This window comes from Vibrio sp. 1727 (genome assembly GCF_033344415.1).
GTDB classification, from domain to species: domain Bacteria; phylum Pseudomonadota; class Gammaproteobacteria; order Enterobacterales; family Vibrionaceae; genus Vibrio; species Vibrio alginolyticus.
Map to the genome: position 1 here is coordinate 1 of NZ_JAWPOT010000578.1, position 543 is coordinate 543.

Here is a 543-nt window from a genome sequence, read left to right on the forward strand (position 1 = left end):
GCGTTCAAAGTAAAATTGTTGGCGTAATCGAGCTTGAAGATGGCCGTCGTCGTCAAACTATCCAACCGATGGTGCAAGTTTGGTCTGGAAAAGATTGGGTTCTGTTCTCGCCAAATTCAGAGCAGAAAGCCGTAAAGCCTAACCTTCTTGTTTGGGATGAATCGAACGTTTCGTTACTTGACCTTGTGGGAGGTAAGAACAGCCAAGTTCATTTCTCCATGATCAAACAAGAAGTGACACCTCAACAAGCGACAAACAACAAGGTTGAGGCCGATGGCCTGCTTAACTTATCAATCCACAGCTTGCCTCTAGAAGAGCAAGCGATGTTCAAGACCATCATGCTGATCCCAATTGGCGCATTGATCGTTGTGTTCCTGCGCGTGATTATTGGTCTTAAAACCTCTGGTACGTTCATGCCAGTACTGATTGCGGTTGCGTTCGTTCAAACGCAACTTGTGACTGGTATTGTGGGCTTCCTATTAATTGTTGGTACAGGCTTGATCATCCGAAGTTACTTATCGCGGCTCAACTTACTTCTGGTAG

At 45.7% G+C, this 543-nt stretch carries 1 protein-coding gene; it reads left to right on the forward strand.

Annotated features, from left to right (window positions below):
* The coding region (locus R8O10_RS27035; protein WP_318192202.1) for a 7TM domain-containing protein at positions 1 to 543 on the forward strand (543 nt) is incomplete at both ends.